The 18,987-nt window shown below is 65.1% G+C and carries 22 protein-coding genes and 1 pseudogene; 9 read left to right on the top strand and 14 right to left on the bottom strand.

Annotated features, from left to right (window positions below):
- Positions 1-2: 2 nt before the first annotated feature.
- A complete protein-coding gene (locus tag AC0ZJQ_RS01715) occupies positions 3-1,184 on the top strand; it encodes a BaiN/RdsA family NAD(P)/FAD-dependent oxidoreductase (RefSeq protein ID WP_178091671.1) in 1,182 nt (393 codons plus the stop codon).
- A 10-nt stretch (positions 1,185-1,194) separates the two neighbouring features.
- Here AC0ZJQ_RS01715 and AC0ZJQ_RS01710 read toward each other — a convergent pair whose 3' ends face one another.
- From AC0ZJQ_RS01710 to AC0ZJQ_RS01690, 5 genes and pseudogenes are all read right to left on the bottom strand, one after another.
- On the bottom strand, positions 1,195-1,377 hold the full coding sequence (locus tag AC0ZJQ_RS01710) for a hypothetical protein (protein WP_155551162.1): 183 nt from the start codon (positions 1,375-1,377) through the stop codon (positions 1,195-1,197).
- Between the two features lie 87 nt (positions 1,378-1,464).
- A pseudogene (locus AC0ZJQ_RS01705) lies at positions 1,465-1,686 on the bottom strand (hypothetical protein); the annotation flags it as partial.
- Positions 1,687-1,899: 213 nt separating this feature from the next.
- A complete protein-coding gene (locus AC0ZJQ_RS01700) occupies positions 1,900-2,373 on the bottom strand; it encodes a hemerythrin domain-containing protein (protein WP_043297832.1) in 474 nt (157 codons plus the stop codon).
- A 93-nt stretch (positions 2,374-2,466) separates the two neighbouring features.
- The gene (locus tag AC0ZJQ_RS01695) at positions 2,467-2,745 is read right to left on the bottom strand and encodes a DUF3509 domain-containing protein (protein ID WP_054094394.1); all 279 of its coding nucleotides are present in this window, start codon (positions 2,743-2,745) and stop codon (positions 2,467-2,469) included.
- Positions 2,746-2,913: 168 nt separating this feature from the next.
- Entirely contained in the window at positions 2,914-3,549 is a 636-nt protein-coding gene (locus AC0ZJQ_RS01690; protein ID WP_155551163.1) for a class I SAM-dependent methyltransferase, read from the bottom strand.
- Positions 3,550-3,757: 208 nt separating this feature from the next.
- On the opposite strand from AC0ZJQ_RS01690, the gene AC0ZJQ_RS01685 reads away from it, so the two are divergent.
- Positions 3,758-4,138 carry a response regulator gene (locus AC0ZJQ_RS01685; protein ID WP_138300905.1) on the top strand — a complete coding sequence of 127 codons (381 nt, stop codon included), beginning with the start codon at positions 3,758-3,760 and terminating at the stop codon, positions 4,136-4,138.
- An 82-nt stretch (positions 4,139-4,220) separates the two neighbouring features.
- Here the strand turns inward: AC0ZJQ_RS01685 and fba are convergent, their stop codons facing one another.
- The 7 genes from fba to AC0ZJQ_RS01650 all read right to left on the bottom strand — a co-directional run bounded on the left by fba (position 4,221) and on the right by AC0ZJQ_RS01650 (position 11,473).
- The gene (gene fba / locus AC0ZJQ_RS01680; protein ID WP_155551164.1) at positions 4,221-5,285 is read right to left on the bottom strand and encodes a class II fructose-bisphosphate aldolase; all 1,065 of its coding nucleotides are present in this window, start codon (positions 5,283-5,285) and stop codon (positions 4,221-4,223) included.
- A 156-nt stretch (positions 5,286-5,441) separates the two neighbouring features.
- Positions 5,442-5,774, bottom strand: coding sequence for an MliC family protein (locus tag AC0ZJQ_RS01675; RefSeq protein ID WP_155551165.1), 333 nt, complete (start codon positions 5,772-5,774; stop codon positions 5,442-5,444).
- A gap of 21 nt (positions 5,775-5,795) precedes the next feature.
- On the bottom strand, positions 5,796-5,990 hold the full coding sequence (locus tag AC0ZJQ_RS01670; protein WP_008568462.1) for a hypothetical protein: 195 nt from the start codon (positions 5,988-5,990) through the stop codon (positions 5,796-5,798).
- A 111-nt stretch (positions 5,991-6,101) separates the two neighbouring features.
- Positions 6,102-7,265, bottom strand: a complete 1,164-nt coding sequence (locus AC0ZJQ_RS01665; RefSeq protein WP_476477253.1) for a phosphoglycerate kinase — start codon at positions 7,263-7,265, stop codon at positions 6,102-6,104.
- A gap of 49 nt (positions 7,266-7,314) precedes the next feature.
- Positions 7,315-8,361: an erythrose-4-phosphate dehydrogenase gene (gene epd, locus AC0ZJQ_RS01660; protein ID WP_155551167.1), complete on the bottom strand. Its 1,047-nt coding sequence runs from the start codon at positions 8,359-8,361 to the stop codon at positions 7,315-7,317.
- 106 nt (positions 8,362-8,467) lie between these two features.
- The gene (gene tkt / locus AC0ZJQ_RS01655; RefSeq protein ID WP_155551168.1) at positions 8,468-10,465 is read right to left on the bottom strand and encodes a transketolase; all 1,998 of its coding nucleotides are present in this window, start codon (positions 10,463-10,465) and stop codon (positions 8,468-8,470) included.
- Between the two features lie 87 nt (positions 10,466-10,552).
- Complete coding sequence (locus tag AC0ZJQ_RS01650; protein WP_476477252.1) at positions 10,553-11,473, bottom strand: LysR substrate-binding domain-containing protein; 921 nt, start codon at positions 11,471-11,473, stop codon at positions 10,553-10,555.
- A gap of 162 nt (positions 11,474-11,635) precedes the next feature.
- Here AC0ZJQ_RS01650 and AC0ZJQ_RS01645 point away from each other — a divergent pair, with 162 nt between their 5' ends.
- From AC0ZJQ_RS01645 to AC0ZJQ_RS01615, 7 genes are all read left to right on the top strand, one after another.
- The gene (locus AC0ZJQ_RS01645) at positions 11,636-12,532 is read left to right on the top strand and encodes a TauD/TfdA family dioxygenase (protein WP_476477251.1); all 897 of its coding nucleotides are present in this window, start codon (positions 11,636-11,638) and stop codon (positions 12,530-12,532) included.
- Positions 12,529-13,131: a LysE family translocator gene (locus AC0ZJQ_RS01640; RefSeq protein WP_155551171.1), complete on the top strand. Its 603-nt coding sequence runs from the start codon at positions 12,529-12,531 to the stop codon at positions 13,129-13,131. Before AC0ZJQ_RS01645 ends, AC0ZJQ_RS01640 begins: the two co-directional genes overlap by 4 nt.
- Before the next feature lie 82 nt (positions 13,132-13,213).
- Positions 13,214-14,227: an ArsR/SmtB family transcription factor gene (locus AC0ZJQ_RS01635; protein ID WP_155551172.1), complete on the top strand. Its 1,014-nt coding sequence runs from the start codon at positions 13,214-13,216 to the stop codon at positions 14,225-14,227.
- On the top strand, positions 14,228-15,418 hold the full coding sequence (metK, locus tag AC0ZJQ_RS01630; RefSeq protein WP_102829074.1) for a methionine adenosyltransferase: 1,191 nt from the start codon (positions 14,228-14,230) through the stop codon (positions 15,416-15,418).
- A gap of 286 nt (positions 15,419-15,704) precedes the next feature.
- Entirely contained in the window at positions 15,705-16,211 is a 507-nt protein-coding gene (locus tag AC0ZJQ_RS01625; protein WP_054094382.1) for a hypothetical protein, read from the top strand.
- A 5-nt stretch (positions 16,212-16,216) separates the two neighbouring features.
- Positions 16,217-16,744, top strand: a complete 528-nt coding sequence (locus tag AC0ZJQ_RS01620; protein WP_155551173.1) for a DUF5384 family protein — start codon at positions 16,217-16,219, stop codon at positions 16,742-16,744.
- Positions 16,745-16,791: 47 nt separating this feature from the next.
- Positions 16,792-17,118 carry a hypothetical protein gene (locus AC0ZJQ_RS01615; RefSeq protein WP_155551174.1) on the top strand — a complete coding sequence of 109 codons (327 nt, stop codon included), beginning with the start codon at positions 16,792-16,794 and terminating at the stop codon, positions 17,116-17,118.
- Positions 17,119-17,254: 136 nt separating this feature from the next.
- On the opposite strand, the gene AC0ZJQ_RS01610 is transcribed toward AC0ZJQ_RS01615, so the two are convergent.
- Positions 17,255-18,016: an ABC transporter permease gene (locus AC0ZJQ_RS01610; RefSeq protein ID WP_008568472.1), complete on the bottom strand. Its 762-nt coding sequence runs from the start codon at positions 18,014-18,016 to the stop codon at positions 17,255-17,257.
- Positions 18,017-18,028: 12 nt separating this feature from the next.
- Complete coding sequence (locus AC0ZJQ_RS01605; protein WP_167136710.1) at positions 18,029-18,952, bottom strand: ABC transporter ATP-binding protein; 924 nt, start codon at positions 18,950-18,952, stop codon at positions 18,029-18,031.
- Between the last annotated feature and the right edge of the window lie 35 nt (positions 18,953-18,987).

The raw sequence follows: 18,987 nt of genomic DNA, 5'->3' as shown, positions 1-18,987 counted from the left end.
CCGTGCGAACTACTGAGGTCATCATCATCGGCGCCGGCGCCGCCGGCCTGATGTGCGCATTCAGCGCCGCGCGGCGCGGCCGCCAGGTGCTGCTGCTCGATCACGCCAACAAGGCCGGCAAGAAGATCCTCATGTCCGGCGGCGGACGTTGCAACTTCACCAACCTGTACACCGAGCCGGCGAACTTCCTCTCCAACAATCCGCACTTCTGCAAATCGGCGCTGGCGCGCTACACACAGTGGGATTTTCTCGAGCTGGTCGCACGCCACGGCGTGCCATACCACGAGAAGAAACTCGGCCAGCTGTTCTGCGATAACAAGTCCAGCGACATTCTCGAGATGCTGCTCGCCGAGTGCAGCGATGCCGGTGTCGAGCTGCACCTGAACACGGCGGTGCAGGCGATCGAGAAAACCGCACAGGGCTATGCGCTGGAAACCGGCCTCGGCGCGCTGCACTGCCAGTCGCTGGTGATCGCCACCGGTGGCCTGTCGATCCCGACGCTGGGCGCCAGCGGGTTCGGCTATCAGGTTGCCCGCCAGTTCGGCCACACCGTGCTGCCGACGCGTGCCGGCCTGGTGCCTTTCACCATCACCGAGCCGGCGCTCAAGGCGCTGTGCGGCGAGCTGTCGGGGACGTCGGTCGATTGCCGGGTAAGCTGCAATGGGCAGAGCTTTCACGAGAACCTGCTGTTCACCCACCGCGGCCTGAGCGGCCCGGCGATGCTGCAGATCTCTTCCTACTGGCAGGCCGGCGAGGCGCTGGCGATCGACCTGCTACCCGAGCGCGATGCCGAGCAGTGGTTGCTCGACGAGCAGACGGCACGACCGAATATCGAGTTGAAGACGCTGCTGGGCGAGGTGTTCACCCGCAAGATGGCGACGCTGCTCTGCGAGCTGTGGTTCGCTTCCAAACCGCTCAAGCAGTACACACCTGCCGAACTGAAAAGCGTGGCGGCGCGGCTGGGCGACTGGCAACTGGTGCCGGCGGGCACCGAGGGCTATCGCACCGCCGAAGTCACGCTGGGTGGCGTCGACACGCGCGAGGTGTCATCCAAGACGATGGAATCGCAGAAGTCGGCGGGGTTGTATTTCGTCGGCGAAGTGCTGGACGTAACCGGCCACCTCGGTGGCTTCAACTTCCAGTGGGCCTGGGCCTCCGGCCACGCAGCCGGACAGTGCGTCTGAGGCGAGGCGTTTATTCGGCTGGCGGCGTCGATGGCGGCGACACCTCGCCGGGGCCGGCGGGATCGGTCGCGGTGTTGTGATACTCCTGCGCGTTTTCCTCGACGTTATCCAGCGCGGAGTCCTGCTCGTCTTCCGGCGAACAACCGAGCAGCAGACCGAGGGCACAGCACAGCAGTAGCGTTGTTGGCTTCATCGTGATCTCCGTGGCATCGCATCGCATTGGTTGCGGGAGCCTGCGCTCCCGCAACCAATCGGCTCACTGCGAGCTGGTGCTGCCACCGGCCGGCGGCGTAGTGGTGTCGCCAGTGGTGCCGGTGCCCGTCCCGGTTTCCGGAGCAGGGGTCGGAGCCGGAGTCGGCTCTGGAGTCGGAGCCGGCGCAGTCGAAGGCGCGGCAGGCTGCTCGGTGGTCGCCGGCGGCGGAGTGGGTTCGGACTGCTTGTCTTCGCCACAGCCAACCAGCAGCAGACCGAGCAGCGGGGGCAATAGATAGGTGAGACGCATGGATAACCTCCTTCGGGTGAACCGGCGGCGGGCCGGCAAGTTCTGGAATCGTCAGATTCACGGGAGATAGACCGCCGTTGCGGCCAAGAGTGCCGCTGCCATGGCAGTTTCCACAGCGGCAACCGCGCGCGCCGATTGCCAGCGCGCCAGCAGTACGGACAGCGTGCTCCGTCAGCCTCATGAGCGGGCGGAGCACGGCGCTCTGACGAGACCTCAGGCCGCCTGCTTGGCGGCGAACTCCTTCTTCATGCGCGAACGCAGCGCCTCCATTTGCTTGCCCATGTCTTCCAGCTGGGCCGCGTCGAACATTTCACGCGCCTGCGGGAACATCTCCGATTCCTCTTCCTCGAGGTGATGTTCGAGCAGCTCCTTGCACACCTTGGCGCGCCCGGAGAACTCCACGCTTGCCGGATCGGTGGCCTTGAGGTCAGGCAGCACCAGCGAATCCACCGCGCGATGCTCCTCCTTGGCCTCGTAATACATCTTCAACTCTTCCTTCGCGCCGGCATCCTTGTAGGCGGGGTAGAGAATCTGTTCTTCCAGCTGGGTATGGATGGTGACTTCCATTTCCAGCTTGTGCAGCAGCTCGGTACGGGTCTTGACCGCACGCTCGGTGGATTCGGTCAGGCGCGTCAGGATGTCCTTCACGCGCTCGTGATCCTGGATCAGCAGGTCGATGGCATTCATCAGGCTTTCCTCTCGTGACGGTGATACGACGCCCGGCTCTGCGGCGCGGTCGGTGCCGGGCGGCGCCGCTTGCGGAACCGGCCCGGCGCGTCCTCAGGCGTATTCGTAGGTCGGCAGCGCCGTGCGGCTCTGGCTCTGCAGATGGGCGATGGCCGGAGACATTCCCGCTTCCAGTGCGAGATCACGGCGGATCGAGCTGACCACCCACTGCAACTGGATATCCGCCTGGGTCTGTCCCTTGGAAAGGGCGCGCTTGATGATGGTCCGATCGTCGTTGCGTAGGGTCAGCAGCAAGCCACCATCCGGGCGGGGAGCGGTGAGCACTTCGAATTCGGGAAACGCGGCAGTAAGAAAACGTTGGGCTGCATTCATTGTTCTGCTCCGGTAAAAAGTTCCAGCACCCGAAACACGAGCAGTGTTCATGCCAACCCACAAACAGCGATTTATTTTTTTAAAATCAGATACTTATATAAATACACCGAATACAGTGATCTTGCATTACGCATGATCGCCTGGCTTGCAGCTTGCATTCTGCGTGACTCATCGGTCGGCCGCAGGCTTGCGCCAGACGCTCGCCAGCCACGGCTGCTGCGCACGCGGCAAGCCGCTGGGGCGGTAGAAATGCTCCAGTTCCTCGAAGCCCGCCGCGCACAGCTGCGCACGCCAGGTCGGCCAGTCGTACCAGCAACCGTAACGGCCGCCGCTCCAGCCCTCCTCGTTGTTCCCCCGTGGATTGGAGCAGAACAACACCCCGCCCGGCTTAAGCGTCGCGTACAGCTGGCGCAGCACCCGCGGTAGTTCGCGACTGGGCAGGTGGAACAGCACGGCATTGGCGAAGATGCCGTCGAATGCCGCATCCGGCAGCTCCAGGCGCAGCAGATCCTGATGCCAGACTTCACAACCGCTGTCGGCCCGCGCCATCGCGACGAAGGGCTCGGCACCGTCCAGCCCCACGGCGACATGCCCAAGCGCGGCGAAGGTCTTCAGATCGCGCCCGGGGCCGCAGCCGAGATCGAGGATGCGCAGCGGCGACGGCGCATGGATATGTTTCAGCAAGGCGGCGATGTTCTGGCTGACATCATGGTCGCGCGTGCCGGCGCGGAACGCCTCGGCGCTCTGCCGGTAGTGATCGAGGGTGCGCTCGGCAATGGTTTGCAGCGGTTCGGGTTCGCTCATCGCAGCTCTCCGCAAAAGCCTGAGCCTAGCCGCGTCGGCACCTCGCGGCCAGACCTCGCACCGGCAGGGGGCACCAAGGTAGCGGTTGACGACCGTACGCTGATCGCTGAACTTGCCAGGGCGGTCCTGCTCCAAGCTCATGGCGCTGCGTTAGCCAGACACCGCGCCGATATCGCAACTGTCATGAAAAACTCCGAGAATTGCGCCGATGCAACCTGTCCCCAGCAACGTCGTCCTGCTCGTCGAAGACGAGCCGCACATTCTCTTTCTGTTGTCCGAGTACCTGGCCGGCGAGGGCTATCAGGTGCTGCAGGCCGATAGCGCCGCCCGCGCCTTCGAGATTCTGGCGACCAAGCCGCGCCTCGACCTGCTGATCAGCGATTACCGGCTGCCGGACGGCGTGTCCGGAGTGATGATCGCTGAGCCCGCGCTGAAGCTGCGCCCGGACCTGAAAGTGATCTTCATCAGCGGCTATCCGATCGAGATCTATGAGTCCGGTAGCGACCTGGCGCGCGCCGCGCCGGTGCTGGCCAAACCGTTTTCGCTGGATTCGCTGCGCAGCCAGATCCAGCAGTTGCTGGCCAGCTGAGCGCGCCCGCAGCGCGTAACCCGCCGAACACCAGACATGAAAAAGCCCGCACTTGTGCGGGCTTTTTTCTTGGCCGAATCGATCAGATGATCTTCGGGTCCAGCTCACCGCTGGCGTAGCGCTGGAACATGCCTTCCAGCGAGATCGGCTTGATCTTGCTGGCGTTGCCGGCAGTGCCGAAGGCTTCGTAACGGGCGATGCAGATGTCGCGCATGGCCGCCACGGTCTTGGCAAAGTACTTGCGCGGGTCGAATTCGGCCGGATTCTTCGCCATGAATTCGCGGATCGCGCCGGTGGACGCCAGGCGCAGGTCGGTGTCGATATTGACCTTGCGCACGCCGTACTTGATGCCCTGGACGATTTCCTCAACCGGCACGCCGTAGGTTTCGCCGATCTCGCCACCGTACTGGTTGATGATCTTCAGCCACTCCTGCGGCACCGAGGAGGAACCGTGCATCACCAGATGGGTGTCGGGAATACGCGCGTGGATTTCCTTGATGCGCTGGATCGACAGGGTGTCGCCGGTCGGCGGCTTGGTGAACTTGTAGGCGCCGTGGCTGGTGCCGATGGCGATGGCCAGCGCGTCGACCTTGGTGGCTTTGACGAACTGCGCAGCTTCTTCCGGATCGGTCAGCAGCTGGCTGTGATCGAGCACGCCCTCGGCGCCGACGCCGTCTTCCTCGCCGGCCATGCCGGTTTCCAAGCTGCCCAGGCAACCCAGCTCGCCTTCCACGGAGACGCCGCAGGCATGCGCGAAGGCCACGGTCTGCTGGGTCACGCGCACGTTGTAGTCATAGTCGGCGGGGGTCTTGCCGTCTTCCTTCAGCGAGCCGTCCATCATCACCGAGGAGAAACCGAGCTGGATCGAGCGCTGGCAGACGTCCGGGCTGGTGCCATGGTCCTGGTGCATGCACACCGGGATGTGCGGGAATTCTTCGATGGCGGCGAGGATCAGATGACGCAGGAACGGGGCACCCGCGTATTTGCGCGCACCGGCGGAAGCCTGGACGATCACCGGGGAATCGGTCTTGTCGGCCGCTTCCATGATGGCGCGCATCTGCTCGAGGTTGTTGACGTTGAAGGCCGGCACGCCGTAGCCGAACTCGGCGGCGTGGTCGAGCATCTGGCGCATGCTGATGAGTGCCATGTTTTCCTTTCTCCCGGTCAGGGTCGTTTAATCGTGTAAGCCTGCCGCAGTGGCCGGCGCTGTTCAAGCACGGCACGCTGGGCGCGGCATTGTAGTGGCGGGCACGCCAATTACCAGCGCCGGTCGCGGCTTTCGCATCGAAGGCGCCGCGCTCGGCTAGAGGTTGATCAGCGAGGCGCTGCAGCCGTGGGCCAGCAGCTCGTCATCGGCCACGCGGTAGACCAGCGCCTCGTTGCCCTTGTCGTGGAACGCAATCACGCCGTCGCTATAGAAACTGCCGTAGGTGGCAGGTTCCCGCTTGAGCGTATGAATGCGTTCGTTGTTGCCGATCTTCAGGTCGATGGCGGTCTTCCCGCTGTCGGCGTAGCGCCAGCCGATGTGCTGCTGGCCTTTGCACTTCCAGCGCACGAATGGCGCGTCCGGGCCGGACTGCCAGTGGCTACAACCGGCCAGCAGCAGCGCCAGGGCGAGAATCGACAGGCCTTTCATTTCGGCTCCTTGGCAATGAAATCAGGGGCAATCCTGCAGATCGGTGCGGGTGGTCACCGTCGGGTCACCGGTGGCCTGCATCTCAACACGCTGGTCGCGTTCGGCCGTGGGACCGCTCGCTGCCGGCGGCTCGAACACTTCACAGGCGGTATCCGGTGGGTCGCCGGCGCAACCGGCCAGCCCCAGACAGCAAACAGCCAGAACGGCATAGCGCATGGTGCATCCCCTTTCCTTGTGTCTGACACAACACAGACCACAGGCGCCGGCCGGGGTTGCCACGCCGTTGCCTGCCGGGCAAGCCGCAGCCCGCCCGACAGATCGCCGAGATTACTCGGCGCCGCGCTGTTCCAGCACTTCCACGGCCGGCAGCACCTTGCCCTCGACGAACTCGAGGAAGGCGCCACCGCCGGTGGAGATATAGGAGATCTGCTCGGCCACGCCGTACTTGTCGATCGCCGCCAGGGTGTCGCCGCCGCCAGCGATGGAGAACGCCGGGCTCTGGGCGATGGCCTGGGCCAAGACCTTGGTGCCGTTGCCGAACTGGTCGAATTCGAACACGCCGACCGGGCCGTTCCAGAGGATGGTCTGCGAAGCCTTGAGCATTTCGCCGAACATCGCCGCGGTCTTCGGCCCGATGTCGAGGATCATGTCGTCGTCGGCGACGTCGGCAATGGCCTTGACCGTGGCCTCGGCGCTTTCGGCGAACTCCTTGGCGACCACCACGTCCACCGGCAGCGGCACGGCGACCTTGGCGGCGATGGCCTTGGCGGTGTCGAGCAGATCGGCTTCATGCAGCGACTTGCCAACCTTGTAGCCGGCCGCGGCGAGGAAGGTGTTGGCGATGCCGCCGCCGACGATCAGCTGGTCGCAGATGTCGGCCAGCGATGTCAGCACGTCGAGCTTGGTCGACACCTTGGAACCGGCGACGATGGCGACCATCGGCCGCGCCGGCTTGTCCAGCGCCTTGCCCAGCGCGTCCAGCTCGGCGGCCAGCAGCGGGCCAGCGCAGGCGACCTTGGCGAACTTGGCCACGCCATGGGTCGAACCCTGGGCGCGGTGCGCGGTGCCGAAGGCGTCCATGACGAAGACGTCGCACAGCGCGGCGTATTTCTGTGCCAGCTCGTCGGTGTTCTTCTTCTCGCCCTTGTTGAAGCGTACGTTCTCCAGCAGCACCAGCTCGCCCGGCTTGACCTCGACGCCGTCGAGGTAGTCCTTGACCAGCGGAACCTCACGGCCGAGCGCCTTGCTCAGGTAGTCGGCGACCGGCTTGAGGCTGTCTTCCTCGCTGTAGACACCCTCTTCCGGGCGGCCCAGGTGCGAGCAGACCAGCACCGCGGCGCCCTTCTCCAGCGCCAGCTTGATGGTCGGCAGCGACGCCAGGATGCGTGCGTCGCTCTTCACCGCGCCATCCTTCACCGGCACGTTGAGGTCTTCGCGGATCAGCACGCGCTTACCGGCGAGGTCGAGGTCGGTCATCTTCAAAACGGTCATGTTGATCTTCCTTAAGGTCGATAGGCAGCGATGTTGCAGGCGCGGCTCGCTAGGCGCGATGAGCCACGCGCAAATAATGTTCGGTGACGTCCAGCATGCGATTGGCGAAGCCCCATTCGTTGTCGAACCAGGCCAGCAGGTTCACCAGCCGCGGCCCGGATACCCGCGTCAGGCTGCCGTCGACGATCGCCGAGTGCGGGTCGTGATTGAAATCGCAACTGGCATGCGGCAGTTCGGTGTAGGCCAGCAACCCCTTGAGCGGGCCGGCTTCGGCCGCCTGGCGCAGCACCCGGTTGATCGTCTGCGCATCGGTATCGCTTGCGGTCTGCAGGGTGATATCCAGGCAGGAGACGTTCACCGTCGGCACTCGCACCGCTTTGGCCTGAATCCGCCCAGAGAGTTCCGGCAGCAGGCGCTCGATCCCGCGCGCCAGGCCGGTGGACACCGGAATCACCGACTGGAAGGCCGAGCGCGTGCGGCGCAGGTCCTCGTGGTGGTAAGCGTCGATCACCGGCTGGTCGTTCATCGCCGAATGGATGGTGGTGATCGAGGCGAACTCGATCCCGATTGCATCGTTGAGCAGCTTGAGCAGCGGCACCCCGCAGTTGGTGGTGCACGAGGCGTTGGATACCAGCCGTTCGGCGCCACTCAGCTGCTGCTGATTGATGCCCATCACCACGGTGGCATCGATGTCGGCGGCACTGGCCATCGGCTGCGAGAACAGCACCCGCGGCACGCCGGCGGCGAGAAAGCGCTCGCCATCGGTGCGTGTGGTGTAGGCGCCGGAGCACTCCAGTACCAGATCGACATCCAGCGCCCGCCAGTCGATGGCCTCCGGCGTCGACTCGCGCAGCACCTTCACGCAGTGGCCGTTGAGATGCAGGCAATCGCCAACCACGCTTACCTCGCCGGGAAAGCGACCGTGGGTGGAGTCGAAACGGGTGAGGTATTCCAGGCTGGCCATGTCGGCCAGGTCGTTGAGCGCAACGAACTGGAAGTCGAAGGCCGCGCCGCGCTCATAGAAGGCACGCAGCACGCAACGGCCGATGCGGCCGTAGCCGTTGAGGGCGACGCGATAGGGACGGGCGTTGGCCATCGGATTCGTCGATCCTGTCGGTGGAAAACCGCTGCGCGGGTTTTGCACCCGACACAAGGTGATTTACGTAGGGTGGATGGCCGAAGCCATCCACCACCGCGCGATATCAGTCTTCCAGCAGTTCTTCGGCCACCGCGAGGATGTTGTCGACGGTGAAGCCGAACTCCTCGAACAGCTGGCCGGCCGGGGCCGACTCGCCGTAAGTGGTCATGCCGATGATGCGGCCATCCAGACCGGCGTACTTGTACCAGTAGTCCGCATGCGCCGCCTCGATGGCGATGCGCGCACCAACTTCCACCGGCAGTACCTGCTGCTTGTAGGCCGCGTCCTGGGCGTCGAACACGCTGGTGCAGGGCATCGACACGACGCGCACCTTGCGGCCCTGTTCGCTCAGCTTATCGGCAGCCTGAACCGCCAGGCTGACTTCCGAACCGGTGGCGATAAGGATCAGCTCCGGCTCGCCGACGCAGTTCTTCAGGATGTAGCCGCCGCGGGCGATAGCCGCTTCGGTCTCGTTGTCACGCACGTGGAACGGCAGGTTCTGCCGCGAGAAGATCAGCGCGCTCGGGCCGTCCTTGCGCTCGAGCGCGTACTTCCAGGCCACCGCCGATTCGACGGTATCGGCCGGGCGCCAGGTGTCCAGGTTCGGCGTGGTACGCAGGCTGATCAGCTGCTCGATCGGCTGGTGGGTCGGGCCGTCTTCGCCGAGGCCGATGGAGTCGTGGGTGAACACGTAGAGCACACGCTGCTTCATCAGCGCCGACATGCGCACCGCGTTGCGCGCGTATTCCATGAACATCAGGAAGGTCGCGCCGTAGGGAATCAGGCCACCGTGCAGGGCGACGCCGTTCATGATCGCGCTCATACCGAACTCGCGCACGCCGTAATACATGTAGTTGCCCGAGGCATCCTCGGCCACCACCGGCTTGCAGCCCTTCCACAGGGTCAGGTTGGAGCCGGCGAGGTCGGCCGAGCCACCGAGCAGTTCCGGCAGCAGCGGGCCGAAGGCGTTCAGGCAGTTCTGGCTGGCCTTGCGGCTGGCGATGGTTTCGCCCTTGTCGGCGACCTCGCGGATGAAGGCCGACGCCTTCTCGGCGAAATCGGCCGGCAGCTCACCGGCCATGCGCCGCTTGAACTCGGCAGCCAGTTCCGGGAACTCGGCGGCGTAGGCGGCAAAGCGCTGGTTCCACTCGTTCTCGGCGTCGGCGCCCTTCTGCTTGGCGTCCCACTCGGCGTAGATGTCGGCGGGAATCTCGAACGGCGGGTGGTTCCAGCCCAGCGCCTCACGGGTCAGGGCGATCTCGGCGTCACCCAGCGCAGCGCCGTGGGATTCCTCCTTGCCCTGCTTGTTCGGCGAGCCGAAGCCGATGATGGTCTTGCAGCAGATCAGCGTCGGTCGGTCGCTCTTGCGTGCGGTTTCGATGGCGATCTGGATCTCGTCGGCGTCGTGGCCGTTGACGTTGCGGATCACCTGCCAGCCGTAAGCCTCGAAGCGGCGCGGGGTGTCGTCGGTGAACCAGCCGTGCACCTCGCCGTCGATGGAGATGCCGTTGTCATCGTAGAACGCGGTGAGCTTGTTCAGCCCGAGCGTACCGGCCAGCGAGCAGACCTCGTGGCTGATGCCTTCCATCATGCAGCCATCGCCGAGGAACACGTAGGTGTTGTGATCGACGATCTCGTGGCCCGGACGGTTGAACTGCGCGGCCATGATCTTCTCGGCCAGGGCGAAGCCCACGGCGTTGGCGATGCCCTGGCCCAGCGGGCCGGTGGTGGTCTCGACGCCGGCGGTGTAGCCGAACTCGGGGTGGCCCGGGGTCTTGCTGTGCAGCTGGCGAAAGTTCTTCAGGTCGTCGATGGACAAGTCGTAACCGGTCAGGTGCAGCAGCGAGTAGATCAGCATCGAGCCGTGGCCGTTGGACAGCACGAAGCGGTCGCGGTCGGCCCACTGCGGGTTGGTCGGGCTGTGCTTGAGGTGGTCGCGCCAGAGCACTTCGGCGATGTCCGCCATGCCCATCGGGGCACCTGGGTGGCCGCTGTTGGCTTTCTGCACGGCATCCATGCTGAGTGCGCGGATGGCATTGGCTCGCTCACGACGGCTGGGCATCGCTGATCTCCTGCGGGGTGTACGTAGAAAAAGGCGGCCATTTTCCCCTTTCGCGGGAGAGGGGGCAATGACTGAATGGCCGCGGCTTCAGTCGAGCAGGCGCACACCCTGGGCCTGCACATCGGGCAGATGGGCGAGCAGGTAATCCTTCATCTGCGCCAGCACCGGATGCGCCGCACCGTGGGCAGGCCAGACCAGGTAGTAGCTGTCGCCGGAGCGCACCGCGGCGTCGAACGGCAGCGCCAGCGTGCCGCGCGCCAGCTCGGCACCAACCAGCGCCAGATCGCCGATCGACACGCCGTGGCCCTGCGCCGCCGCGGAAATACCCAACTCCAGGGTGTCGAACAGCTTGCCCTGCTGCCAGGGCACGGCGTCGGCCAGGCCGACCCGCGCCAGCCAGCGCCGCCAGTCGCGGCGGTCACGCGAGGGGTGGATCAGCTCCGCCGCCGCCAGGCGCGCGGCGTCCCACGGCTGATCGCCGAGCAACGTCGGTGCGCAAACCGGCACCAGCCACTCATCGAACAGCTTCAGGCAGTGGCCATCGGCGGCCAGCGCGGCGTCGCCGAGGAGGATCGCGCAATCGAACGGCTCGCTGCTGAAGTCCACCGCATCGAGGTCCATCCAGGCGCTGGTCAGCTGCACGCGCTGCTGCGGATAGGCCAGCTGGAAGGCCTCCAGCGTGTTCAGCAGCCAGCGCATGGTCAGCGTCGAGGGAGCCTTCAGGCGCAACGCGCCACGCTGGCGGGTCACCGCGACACAGGCGTTCTCGATGGTGCCGAACCCGACTTTCAGCTCCTGCGCCAGCCGGCGCCCGGTGTCGGTCAGCGCCAGTCGCGAGCCGCGCCGCTCGAACAGCTGGCAGCCGAGCTGCTGTTCCAGCGTCTTCACGTGCCGGCTGATGGCGCTCTGGGTGATGCACAGGCTCTGCGCCGCCTCGGTGAAGGAGCCGAAGCGCGCCGCCACCTCGAAGGCGCGCAAGGCATACAGCGGTGGCAGCCGGATCGTCACCGGGCACCTCCGCAGCATGAGTAAAAGTCATCCCAGCAGGTCGTTTTTTCCATTTTTCACCGCCTCGCTCCGTTCCGATACTGCGACGCCACGGGCCTTCTCGGAACGGCATCGTCCGAGCGAGTGCACCGCCCGATCAAGAAAAACTCAGGGAAGGATGACATGTCCGCGAATAATTTCGACCACCTCCTGGCTGCCAGCATCGAGCGCGGCGGACTGGACCGGCAGCAGATCGCGCAGATCCTCAACTTCAAGCTGTTCGGCAACCCGACCGGCTTCCTGCACCTGAGGCACCTGCCGATCGGCGAGATTCCGCCGACCCCGGCCAGCCGCGAGGCGCTGCACAAGCACGACGACAGCAGCGAACGGCTGCTGCTGCAGGCGACCGTGCTGCTCGGCGAGCCGGTCGGCTACCTGCAGGAATCCGGCGGCGCGATCGTCAACAACTTCTTCCCGCAGCGCGGACAGTCGCGCGCGGCGACCTCCGACAGTTTCGACACCGAACTGGACCTGCACACCGAGAACGCCTTCCACGCCATCCAGCCGGACTACCTGCTGCTGCTCTGCCTGCGCCAGGACCCGGAGGCGGAAGCGATCACCTATGTCGCCTCGGCGGAACGCATCCTCGCCAGACTGAGCTACGAGGAGCAGCTGTTCTTCCTCAACGAGCCGTACAACTTCCTTTCCGACTACGGCCCGAGCGAAAAGAACCAGCGCATCGACATCGACAAGCACCAGACGGTGCTCTACGGCGACCCCGACGCGCCGTTCCTGCGCTTCGACCCGCAGTTCATGCTCGCCTTCAGCAATCGCGCCCAGACCCTGCTGGAACGTTTGCGCGCCATCGCCTGGTCGGTGGTCGAGCCGATCCGGCTGTGCCCGGGCGATCTGCTGATCATCGACAATCGCCGCACGGTGCACGCGCGCAGTCGCTTCGATGCGCGGTTCGACGGCAGCGACCGCTGGATCCAGCGCGCCTTCGCCATCTGCAACCCGCGCTTCTATGCCGAGCGACTGGGCAAGCAGCAGCGGGTGTTCGGCCTGGTGACCGAGCTATGAACGCCACCTATCTCGCCTTCGCCTCGGCGGTCGCCCTGCTGATCGCCTCCCCCGGGCCGGTGGTCGCACTGGTGGTCGCCGATGCGCGGCGCGTCTGGCCGCTGTGGACGATTCTCGGCGGCGTGTTGTCGGCGCAGGTGCTGATGATCGGCGCGCTGCTGGCGATCTACCTGGCGCTGGATTTCGAGCCAGTGGTGCTCGAGTGGGGTCAGGTACTCGGCGGGCTGTACCTGATCTGGCTCGGCGCCGACAGCCTGTGCGGCGGCGGCAGCGACCACCGGCAATCCGCCAGGAGCCAGACGCATCACTTCTGGCGGGCAATGGCGGTCGGCCTGTCGAACCCCAAGGACATCCTGTTCTTCCTCGCCTTCCTGCCCGGTTTCATCCTGCCCACGCAGCCGTTCGCACCGCAGGCGCTGACGCTGATCGCGATCTGGGCGGTCATCGATCTGTGCGTGCTGCTCGCCTACAGCCTGCTTTCGCGTCGACTGGCCGGCACGGGGCTGGTGCAACGGCTGCTGGATATCCTGCCGGGCTACTTCCTGGTCGCCCTCGGTCTGGTGTCCTGCTCGCTCGGCGTGCTGCGCATGCTCGAGTGACCCTACGCCGCGCAGGGCAATATCAAAACTTTTTGATATTGCCCTTGCTGTACGAAAAATGACCGACTAGACTGCGCGACCTATGAGCCTGCGCATACCCCAGATCCGTTTCGACGCCAGCGATTCGCTCGCCGCCCTGTGCAAGGCCGGCGGCGATCCGCTGCGCCTGAACGTGCTGCGGGCGCTGGCCAGCGACTCGTTCGGCGTACTGGAACTGGCGCAGATCTTCGCCATCGGCCAGTCCGGCATGAGTCACCATCTGAAGGTGCTGACCCAGGCCGGATTGCTGGCCACCCGCCGCGAAGGCAACGCGATCTTCTACCGGCGCAACCTGCCGCAGGGCGACAGCCTCGGCGGCAAACTGCACGCGGCGCTGCTCGAAGAAGTCGATCAGCTGGAGCTGACCACCGAGGTGCAGGCCCGCATCGCCGCCGTCCACGCGCAGCGCAGCGCCGCCAGCGAGGACTTCTTCGCGCGCATGGCCGGCAGCTTCCAGGCCCGCCAGGACCTGCTCGCCGGCCTGCCGCAGTACCGCGACAGCGTGCTGACGCTGCTCGATGCGCTGAACTTCGAACCCACCGCCACCGCGCTGGAAGTCGGCCCCGGCGACGGCAGCTTCCTGCCGGAACTGGCCAGTCGTTTCCGTCACGTGGTGGCGCTGGACAACAGCGCGGCGATGCTCGAACTGGCGCGCGCCCGCTGCGAACAGGCCGGTCTGGACAACGTCGAGCTGAAGCTGGCCGACGCGCTGCACGACGAATGCCCGGCAGCCGACTGCGTGGTGCTGAACATGGTGCTGCATCACCTGGCGGCGCCCGGCGAGGCACTCAAACAACTGGCACGGCTGGTGAAAGCGGGCGGCAGCCTGCTGATCACCGAGTTGTGCAGCCACAACCAGAGCTGGGCCAGGGAGGCCTGCGGCGATCTCTGGCTGGGCTTCGAACAGGACGATCTGGCCCGTTGGGCCGATGCCGCGGGGCTCACGCCCGGCGAGAGTCTCTACATTGGCTTGAAGAACGGTTTTCAGATCCAGGCCCGGCACTTTTCCCGGCCCGCCGCTGACGACCGACTCACACCCGGTAATAGGAACCGATAGATGAGCGAATACTCGATTTTCACCTCCGAGTCCGTGTCCGAAGGGCACCCGGACAAGATCGCCGACCAGATCTCCGATGCAGTGCTGGACGCCATCATCGCCGAGGACAAGCACGCCCGCGTGGCCTGCGAAACCCTGGTCAAGACCGGTGTGGCGATCGTCGCCGGCGAAGTGACCACCTCGGCCTGGGTCGACCTGGAACAGCTGGTGCGCGACGTCATCGTCGACATCGGCTACAACAGCTCGGAAGTCGGTTTCGACGGTGCCACCTGCGGCATCATCAACATCATCGGCAAGCAGTCGGTGGACATCGCCCAGGGCGTCGACCGCTCCAAGCCGGAAGACCAGGGTGCCGGCGATCAGGGCCTGATGTTCGGCTACGCCAGCAACGAGACCGACGTGCTGATGCCGGCACCGATCCGCTTCTCCCACGCGCTGGTCGAGCGCCAGGCCGAGGCGCGCAAGAACGGCCTGCTGCCGTGGCTGCGCCCGGATGCCAAGAGCCAGGTCACCTGCCGCTACGAGAACGGCAAGGTGGTCGGTATCGATGCCGTGGTGCTGTCGACCCAGCACAACCCGGAGGTCAAGCAGAGCGACCTGCGCGAAGCGGTGATGGAGCTGATCATCAAGCACAGCCTGCCGGCCGAACTGCTGCACAAGGACACCCAGTACCACATCAACCCGACCGGCCAGTTCGTCATCGGTGGCCCGGTGGGCGACTGCGGTCTGACCGGCCGCAAGATCATCGTCGACACCTACGGCGGCATGGCCCGTCACGGCGGCGGCGCCTTCTCCGGCAAGGACCCGTCCAAGGTCGACCGCTCGGCCGCCTACGCTGGCCGCTACGTGGCGAAGAACATCGTCGCCGCCGGTCTGGCCGAGCGCTGCGAGATCCAGGTGTCGTACGCCATCGGCGTGGCCCAGCCGACGTCGATCTCGCTGAACACCTTCGGCACCGGCAAGCTCGGCGACGACAAGATCATCGCCCTGGTGCGCGAGCACTTCGACCTGCGTCCGTACGCGATCACCCGCATGCTCGACCTGCTGCACCCGATGTACCAGGCCACTGCGGCCTACGGCCACTTCGGCCGTAACCCCTACGAGATGACGGTGGGCAACGACACCTTCACCGCCTTCACCTGGGAGCGTACCGACAAGGCCGACGCCCTGCGCGCCGCTGCCGGACTGTAAGGCGTCACCCGCTGTATGCGAGCCCCGCCGGCGCAAGCCGCGCGGGGCTTTTTTCTTTGCGCAATCGATAGACCCGCAATCATGCCGCCAGCAGTGCGGCAACCCGTCGCAGCAAAGCGACGACCGCCAGCAATACCGCCGTCTGAGCCGCCGCAGGGAAGCGCATTGCGGCCGGTCGGCGGGTTTACCCCGATTTCCGCTCCCGCCTAGAATGATGGCAAAGCGCCATGCATGTATCGCCGCGCTAAGGATTTCACCAAAACGATCAGGGATAAGGAAAACGATCATGATCAAACGCTGCTGCCTATCGCTCGCCATCGCCACACTGATCACCGGTTGCCAGAGCACCGGCGAGCAATATCAGGCCGATGTCTTCGATGCCACGCAGGTCAATACGCAGCAGGAGGCCAAGACGGTGCAGATCGTCACCGTCTCCCCCACCAAGATCAAGGTCAGCAACGAGAAGAACAAGAAGGCAGCGATGATGGTCGGCGGTCTGCTCGGTGCCATCGGTGGTGCGGCACTCGGCAACCAGAACAACACCGATACCGCCATCGTCGGCGGTGTCGCCGGTGGTGCGGCCGGTGCCATGGCTGGCTCGCTGGTCAGCGACACCACGCTGGTACCCGGTGTCCTCATCGGCTATTCGGAGAATGGCAAGATCTTCACCTCGGCGCAGGTCGGTCGTCCGTGCGAATTCAAGGCCGGCGAAATCTCGCTGATGGTGATGACCATGAACAACGAAACGCGCATCCAGCCGAACGCCACCTGCCCCGAACCGCAGAAAGGGTGATGCCGATGAAACTCGCCCTGATTGCCGCCAGCGCCCTGCTCATCGCCCTTCCTGCTGCGGCCAACCAGTTCGATCAGTTGCACCAGATCGAACAGCAGACCAAGCAGGCCGAAGCCGCTGCGCAGGCCAAGCGCATGCGCGAAGCCGCCGCTGCGCAAGCGCGCGCCGACGCCCGCGAGGAAGCGGCGCGACGCGAGCGTGCGGCGGCGCAACAGGTCGCCCAGCAACGCGCCAACGAAAAAAGAGCGGTGCAGGAAGCCGAGCAGAAGCGCCTTCGCAACCGCGAGGAATCCTTCGAGGACGAGCTGCGCGCGCTGGAACTCGAAGAACGCCGTCTGGCGCTGCAGGCGAAGCGGGCCCGTGCCGCGCGCGCCAATGACTACATCGACGCCGAGCTGCGCCAGCAGGCGGCGCAGACCGACGTCATTCAGTCCGAGGCCGACTCGGCGCGCAACGTGACCTCCGGCGCCAAGGCATTGCTGGAAGATGCCGGCGAGGCCGAAGTCAACCGTTCCAAGCGCCTGTTCGACTGACCTCCATAGCCCCGGCCGTCGGCTGGGGCCTGCCAAGGAATCTGCATATGTTTCGTATCGCACTGCTGACTGCGGCCGGCCTGTTGCTGGCTGCCTGCTCGAAAGAGGAACCGGTGGCCAGCGTGCCCGCTGTCGACCTGCACGGACGCCTGGAGGTGGACGAGCAGAAGACCGCCGAACGCCAGGCCCAAGGTATCGAAGGGCAATACTACCGTCGCGTACTCACCGTCGAAGGCACCGACCTAAGCCTGGACGACTTCCTCAAGCGCTACTGCCCGGCCGAAACCCGCGACGAAACCTGCCACAAAGCCGCGCGGATCAAGAAACTCGACGACGTCGCCGGCGCCACGCGCTTCCTTCCCAACGGGCTCTAAGGCAGCACGCCAGTGCTCCCGGGCGTGCGGCGGGAATGTCGACCACCGCCATCATCGGTAAGCCGGACCAGGCGCACCGATGATGGAACGCAGCCTGCCATGGCTGGGGCCGGCCGGTGCAATCGCGCTGATTTGACTAGTTCTTCAGCCGATAGCCGGTCTTGAAGATCCACCACACCGCTACGAGGCACAGCGCGAGAAAGCCGAGGATCATCGCCAGGCTGATGCCGACGCTGATGTCCGAGACGCCGTAGAAGCTCCAGCGGAAGCCGCTGATCAGGTACACCACCGGGTTGAACAGGGTGATCTTCTGCCACAGCGGCGGCAGCATCTCGATCGAATAGAAGCTGCCGCCGAGGAAGGCCAGCGGCGTGACGATCAGCGCCGGGACGATCTGCAGCTTCTCCCAGCCATCGGCCCAAATGCCGATGATGAAGCCGAACAGGCAGAAGGTCACCGCCGTCAGCACCAGGAACAGCGCCATCATCAGCGGATGCTGGATCTCGTAGTCGACGAACAGCCGCGCGGTGATGAGGATGATCACGCCGAGGATCAGCGACTTGGTCGCCGCCGCGCCGACGTAGCCGATGACGATCTCGACATAGGACACCGGCGCCGACAGCACCTCGTAGATGGTCCCCGAGTAGCGCGGCATGTAGATGCCGAACGAGGCGTTGGAGATGCTTTCGGAAAGCAGCGCCATCATGATCAGGCCCGGGATGATGAACGCGCCGTAGGGGATGCCGTGCATCGCCTCCATGCGCGCGCCGATGGCCGAGCCGAACACCACGAAGTACAGCGAGGTGGAGATCACTGGCGTGGCGATGCTCTGCAGCAGCGTGCGCCAGGTGCGCGCCAGTTCGAACAGGTAGATCGCGCGGATCGCGTAGACGTTCATGCGGTTTATTCCTCAGCGACCGTGGACCAGATTGACGAAGATTTCCTCCAGCGAACTCTGGCTCGATTGCAGGTCCTTGAAGTCGATGCCGTGCTCGCCCAGGCGCTTGAGCAGCTCGGCGATGCCGGTGTGCTCGTGCTGGGCGTCGAAGGTGTAGACCAGCTGATTGCCCTCGTCGGCCAGCGCCAGCGGATAGTCGGCGAACTCGCGCGGGATCGCCGTCAGCGGGCGCTGCAGCTGCAGGGTCAGCTGCTTCTTGCCGAGCTTGTGCATCAGCACCGCCTTGTCCTCGACCAGAATGATCTCGCCCTTGCTGATCACGCCGATGCGGTCGGCCATTTCCTCGGCCTCTTCGATGTAGTGCGTGGTGAGGATGATGGTCACGCCGCGCTCGCGCAGGCCGCGCACCATCGCCCACATGTCGCGGCGCAGCTCAACGTCGACGCCGGCGGTGGGCTCGTCGAGGAACAGGATCGATGGCTCGTGGGACAGCGCCTTGGCGATCATCACGCGGCGCTTCATGCCGCCGGAGAGTTCAAGAATCCGGGCATTGCGCTTGTCCCACAGCGACAAATCGCGCAACAGTTTTTCCAGGAACGAATCGTCGGGCGCCTTGCCAAACAGCCCGCGCGAAAAACGCACCGTCGCCCAGACACTCTCAAAACCTTCGTTGTACAGCTCCTGCGGCACCAGCCCGATCTTCGAACGTGCGGCGCGGTAGTCCTGGACGATGTCGTGCCCGTCGACCAGCACTCGCCCGCTGCCAGGGTTGACGATGCCGCAGATGATGCTGATCAGGGTGGTCTTGCCGGCTCCGTTGGGGCCGAGCAGGGCGAAGATCTCGCCCTTGCGGATGTGCAGGTCGATGTGTTTGAGCGCGGGATGACCCGAGGCGTAGGTCTTGCTGAGCTGCTCGATGGCGATCACGGAGTGCACAGGCGCCTCTCTTGGAAATCGGTGGGCGGAAGATT

It is taken from the genome of Stutzerimonas sp. 21-1 (assembly GCF_056336065.1).
This window is presented reverse-complemented; position numbering and strand designations above follow the sequence as displayed.

What these genes read in the sequence shown, in the direction of transcription:
- AC0ZJQ_RS01710 (WP_155551162.1), bottom strand. Translation starts at nt 1,377, where the DNA reads ATGAAGCCAACAACGCTACTGCTGTGCTGTGCCCTCGGTCTGCTGCTC.
- AC0ZJQ_RS01700 (WP_043297832.1), bottom strand. Translation starts at nt 2,373, where the DNA reads ATGAATGCCATCGACCTGCTGATCCAGGATCACGAGCGCGTGAAGGAC.
- AC0ZJQ_RS01695 (WP_054094394.1), bottom strand. Translation starts at nt 2,745, where the DNA reads ATGAATGCAGCCCAACGTTTTCTTACTGCCGCGTTTCCCGAATTCGAA.
- AC0ZJQ_RS01690 (WP_155551163.1), bottom strand. Translation starts at nt 3,549, where the DNA reads ATGAGCGAACCCGAACCGCTGCAAACCATTGCCGAGCGCACCCTCGAT.
- AC0ZJQ_RS01685 (WP_138300905.1), top strand. Translation starts at nt 3,758, where the DNA reads ATGCAACCTGTCCCCAGCAACGTCGTCCTGCTCGTCGAAGACGAGCCG.
- fba (WP_155551164.1), bottom strand. Translation starts at nt 5,285, where the DNA reads ATGGCACTCATCAGCATGCGCCAGATGCTCGACCACGCCGCCGAGTTC.
- AC0ZJQ_RS01675 (WP_155551165.1), bottom strand. Translation starts at nt 5,774, where the DNA reads ATGAAAGGCCTGTCGATTCTCGCCCTGGCGCTGCTGCTGGCCGGTTGT.
- AC0ZJQ_RS01670 (WP_008568462.1), bottom strand. Translation starts at nt 5,990, where the DNA reads ATGCGCTATGCCGTTCTGGCTGTTTGCTGTCTGGGGCTGGCCGGTTGC.
- AC0ZJQ_RS01665 (WP_476477253.1), bottom strand. Translation starts at nt 7,265, where the DNA reads ATGACCGTTTTGAAGATGACCGACCTCGACCTCGCCGGTAAGCGCGTG.
- epd (WP_155551167.1), bottom strand. Translation starts at nt 8,361, where the DNA reads ATGGCCAACGCCCGTCCCTATCGCGTCGCCCTCAACGGCTACGGCCGC.
- tkt (WP_155551168.1), bottom strand. Translation starts at nt 10,465, where the DNA reads ATGCCCAGCCGTCGTGAGCGAGCCAATGCCATCCGCGCACTCAGCATG.
- AC0ZJQ_RS01645 (WP_476477251.1), top strand. Translation starts at nt 11,636, where the DNA reads ATGTCCGCGAATAATTTCGACCACCTCCTGGCTGCCAGCATCGAGCGC.
- AC0ZJQ_RS01640 (WP_155551171.1), top strand. Translation starts at nt 12,529, where the DNA reads ATGAACGCCACCTATCTCGCCTTCGCCTCGGCGGTCGCCCTGCTGATC.
- AC0ZJQ_RS01635 (WP_155551172.1), top strand. Translation starts at nt 13,214, where the DNA reads ATGAGCCTGCGCATACCCCAGATCCGTTTCGACGCCAGCGATTCGCTC.
- metK (WP_102829074.1), top strand. Translation starts at nt 14,228, where the DNA reads ATGAGCGAATACTCGATTTTCACCTCCGAGTCCGTGTCCGAAGGGCAC.
- AC0ZJQ_RS01625 (WP_054094382.1), top strand. Translation starts at nt 15,705, where the DNA reads ATGATCAAACGCTGCTGCCTATCGCTCGCCATCGCCACACTGATCACC.
- AC0ZJQ_RS01620 (WP_155551173.1), top strand. Translation starts at nt 16,217, where the DNA reads ATGAAACTCGCCCTGATTGCCGCCAGCGCCCTGCTCATCGCCCTTCCT.
- AC0ZJQ_RS01615 (WP_155551174.1), top strand. Translation starts at nt 16,792, where the DNA reads ATGTTTCGTATCGCACTGCTGACTGCGGCCGGCCTGTTGCTGGCTGCC.
- AC0ZJQ_RS01610 (WP_008568472.1), bottom strand. Translation starts at nt 18,016, where the DNA reads ATGAACGTCTACGCGATCCGCGCGATCTACCTGTTCGAACTGGCGCGC.